We start from the raw sequence: 3,708 nt of genomic DNA on the forward strand, positions 1-3,708 counted from the left end.
TCCTGGCCGGGTCCGGTCCCCGAGGGTGACGGCACGCAGCAGGCCATTATCGACGAACGTGCGGATCCGATTCAGCGAGAAGCACTCCGCAAGATCCTTCACGGCGAATCGACGGCCCCGGGAGCCACGCATTTCTTCGTGTACAACAGCATGATGTCGACCGTGCTCGACGCGCTCTACGCACCCATCGAACTGTCGATCGATGTCGATCAGCGGACGGCCAGTCTCACGATAGAGGGACTGGTCGAGTCACGCGGGATGCCGCTCCCCAAGCGGTTGAACACGGCATTGCCGCCCAGAATCCGCCTCAGTACCCCGGAAGGGCCGCGCTATCTCTATGCCGAGATGGGCACCGGCAACACCACCGCCCGGGCGGGAATCAAGCTTGACTTCACGGACAGCTACTACCAGTTCAACGTGCTGCACATGAACCAGGACGGACTGATCCGCTGACCGCATCTCGGATCTTCCGCCACCGAGACCGTCTAGCCGTATTGGCCGGGCTGGGCGGCATCACCGTCGCAGCCTGGGTTTACGTCGTGATGACAGCGCGCCGAATGGTGACCGAGTCCGCGGGCATGAGGGGTCAATCGATGACACCGATGATGGACGCGATGACCGGGGTGCAGCCTTGGACGGCAACCGAGTTCGGCCTGAGACTGGCGATGTGGGCCGTGATGATGGTCGCCATGATGGTTCCCACCGTGGCGCCAATGACCCTGATGTACGCCGCAGTCGCCCGCAAGGCCGCCGCCCAGCACAACCCGCTGGCACCGACGTTCGTCTTCGTCACCGGCTACATCACGATGTGGACGGTCTTCAGTCTCGTGGCCACCATCGCTCAGTACGCTCTCGATCGGGCCGCATTGCTCTCCCCGATGATGGTGTCCAGAAGCGCCATATTCGGAGCGGGTCTGCTAATCGTGGCTGGCATCTACCAGCTCAGCCCGTTCAAGAATGCCTGCCTGAGGAACTGCAGGGCCCCAACGCACTTCCTGTCCCACTACTGGCGTACCGGCAACCTCGGCGCCTTCCGCATGGGGCTGCAGCTCGGCGCGTACTGCGTGGGCTGCTGCTGGATCCTGATGGGGCTGCTGTTCGTCGGGGGCGTGATGAATCTCCTGTGGATCGCGGCGATCGCCATCTTCGTGCTGCTGGAGAAGACGATCCGACTCGGTGACGTGGGTGGAAGGTTCGCAGGCGCCGCGATGATCCTGGTTGGCGCGTTGAGTTTGGCGCTGTGACCCGCGTACGTCGCGCCGGACGTCAAGTGTTGCGCGGCCGAACAATGGGCGGTGCCAGCTCAATACGGGCCATCATCCCGGGCGGCTAGGCGGGCGTTGCCGTAACCTTCGCGGCCAATGCCGCCAGTTTGGTATCGAGTTCGGTTGCCGCACTGAGTAGTTCCGGATTGGGCTCGACGACCATCAGCGAGGACGGCTTGACGTAGGTCAGGCTGCTGCGGCCGTCCCTCTCGTCGGCGATCAGCAACTCGACCGGGGCGAACAAACCCGCGGTCACGTCGTGACGCAACATCGTGATGGCGATCAGCGGGTTACCGAGGATAACCCGTAGCACCTTTCGGTCGATGCCGGCCTTCGTGATCCAGCCGCCATGGTTGAACAGACCGAACAGCATGAATCCGCTTGGCCCGACGTAGGATTGGACCTTCTGCTCATACGAATCCCAGGTCTTGAACGCCTTCGGGAACTCGTCGATCGGGACCGGCTGTTCGCCGATATCGGCCAAAAGCGCGGCCACCAACTGGTCGTAGCTCGTGGCGCTGTCGTAGCGCACCCGCACGCCTTGAAAGGGGATTTCGTGGGGATCAGACGTGGGCATGCTCGGCCTCCTCGGTAGCGATGCCGGCGAATTGCTCGATGTGCTCATGCACGTACTGGCGGGGCGTGCGATCGACCACCAGACTGAGCAGGTCAGGTCGGCCGTAGTGGCCGACGGCATCCATCAGGACCTTTCGGCCGTTGATCAGCGACAAGTCGAGATCGGCGATCACCTCGCCCTCGCCGGAACGCAGCGGCTCGCCCAAGTACTCACCCTGAGGCGTGATGATCGCGGTGAAATGGCCACCCGAGATCGGGCCGATCGGACCACCCGTGTCGGCCATGATCTGGGATTGCTGATCGGCGTCGAGCCACGCGGTGGCGTTCACGACGAAGGCGCCGGACTCGAGAGCGTGATTGCGCACGCTGACTTCCATCTGTCGCGCGAACAGATCGCCGCCAAACGACCCTGGAAACATGCTCGCGTGGATCTGCTCGCCGTCGGCGATCATGGCATACCGCGCCAGCGGGTTGAAGTGCTCGTAACACGCCAACTGCCCAATGCGCCCGACCGCGCTGTCGACGGCCCGTAGTCCGCTGCCATCGCCCTGGCCCCAGATCATCCGTTCGTGGTAGGTCGGCATGATCTTGCGCCGGCGCTGCAGCAGCGTGCCGTCGGCGTCGAACAGCAACTGCGTGTTGTACATCGAGCCACCGTCACGCTCGGTGACGCCGATGGACACCACCAGGTGGGCGGCTCGCGCCGCCGCGGCAATCGCGTCCACGGCCGGCGACGGTATCGTCACGGCCTGTTCCAGCAGCCTGAGGTGTTCCGTCGGCCGCATCTCGAACGGGCGCTGGATAAAAGAGAAATACGGGTAGTAGGGGACCACGGTCTCCGGAAAGACCGCGAACTGCACGTCCTGGCGGCCCAGCTGTTCGATTTTGTTGACTACCCGCTCAACGGTGCCTTCCCGGCTGTAGAGCACCGGACTGAGTTGCACTGCGGCGGCTCGGATTACGCTCATTGTCGTGCTCCTTCATCCTGCCGGGCCCGGCTAGCCGAGCCGCTCGATGATGGTGGCATTGGCCAGTCCGCCGCCCTCGCACATCGTCTGCAGTCCATACCGGCCGCCGCGCTGCTCGAGCGCGTTGACCATCGTGGTCATGATACGGGCACCACTGGCGCCCAACGGGTGACCGATTGCGATGGCCCCGCCGTTCACATTGGTCTTGGACAGATCCGCCCCGGTGTCATGAGCCCAGGCCAGTACGACCGGTGCGAAGGCCTCGTTCACCTCGAACAGGTCGATGTCGGCCAGCGTGAGGCCGGCCCGCTGCAGCACCTTCTCGGTCGCCGGGATGACGCCGGTCAGCATGTAAAGCGGGTCGTCGCCCACCACGGTCGTGGTGTGGATGCGCGCCAGCGGGCGCAGGCCCAGCTTCTTGGCGACCTCACTGGTGGTGATCAACACCGCGGCGCTGCCGTCCGAAAGCGGCGACGAGTTGCCCGGTGTGATCTCCCAATTGATCTGCGGGAAGCGCTCTTTCATCTTTTCGCTATAGAACGCCGGCTTGAGTGCGGCCAGCGTCTCCACCGTGGTGGCGGGGCGGATGATCTCGTCGGTGTAAAGCCCGGCGATCGGGATCAGCTCGTTCTCGAACAGCCCGTCCTTGGTGGCGCGGGCGGCCTTGTCGTGGCTCCCGGCCGAGAACTCGTCGAGCTGGGTGCGCGAGAAGCCCCACTTCGCGGCGATCAGTTCGGCGCTGATGCCCTGCGGTACAAGGCCTTCGGGGTAGCGCGCGGCCATACCCTCGCCAAATGGGTCGCTGCCCGGCAATACCTGGGTGCCCATCGGCACGCGGCTCATCGACTCCACACCCGCGGCGATCACCAGGTCGTAGGCGCCGGCGATCACGCCCTGGG

General features: G+C 64.4%; 5 protein-coding genes. 2 read left to right on the plus strand and 3 right to left on the minus strand.

The genetic code is table 11. From position 1 onward, the window contains the following. Window positions 1–453, plus strand: a 453-nt coding sequence (locus QOI01_RS29840; protein WP_526386796.1) for a DUF1326 domain-containing protein, incomplete at its 5' end; no start/stop codon positions are given. A 140-nt stretch (window positions 454–593) separates the two neighbouring features. After that, window positions 594–1,244 carry a DUF2182 domain-containing protein gene (locus QOI01_RS29845; RefSeq protein ID WP_526386798.1) on the plus strand — a complete coding sequence of 217 codons (651 nt, stop codon included), beginning with the start codon at window positions 594–596 and terminating at the stop codon, window positions 1,242–1,244. A gap of 85 nt (window positions 1,245–1,329) precedes the next feature. Here the strand turns inward: QOI01_RS29845 and QOI01_RS29850 are convergent, their stop codons facing one another. The 3 genes from QOI01_RS29850 to QOI01_RS29860 all read right to left on the minus strand — a co-directional run. Continuing rightward, window positions 1,330–1,842 (minus strand): DUF302 domain-containing protein, encoded by a 513-nt coding sequence (locus QOI01_RS29850; protein ID WP_526386800.1) that lies wholly within the window; start codon window positions 1,840–1,842, stop codon window positions 1,330–1,332. Beyond that, entirely contained in the window at window positions 1,829–2,809 is a 981-nt protein-coding gene (locus QOI01_RS29855) for a carbon-nitrogen hydrolase family protein (RefSeq protein ID WP_526386802.1), read from the minus strand. Before QOI01_RS29855 ends, QOI01_RS29850 begins: the two co-directional genes overlap by 14 nt. 30 nt (window positions 2,810–2,839) lie before the next feature. Beyond that, window positions 2,840–3,708 (minus strand): thiolase family protein (locus QOI01_RS29860; protein WP_526386804.1); only part of this gene is annotated, 869 nt, incomplete at its 5' end.

Origin of the sequence: Mycobacterium sp. (genome assembly GCF_032162605.1) — a bacterium.
In the GTDB taxonomy this organism is placed as follows: domain Bacteria; phylum Actinomycetota; class Actinomycetes; order Mycobacteriales; family Mycobacteriaceae; genus Mycobacterium.

Bases quoted from the DNA above. Each gene is read 5' to 3' on its own strand.
- QOI01_RS29845 (WP_526386798.1), top strand. From the start codon at position 594: ATGACACCGATGATGGACGCGATGACCGGGGTGCAGCCTTGGACGGCA.
- QOI01_RS29850 (WP_526386800.1), bottom strand. From the start codon at position 1,842: ATGCCCACGTCTGATCCCCACGAAATCCCCTTTCAAGGCGTGCGGGTG.
- QOI01_RS29855 (WP_526386802.1), bottom strand. From the start codon at position 2,809: ATGAGCGTAATCCGAGCCGCCGCAGTGCAACTCAGTCCGGTGCTCTAC.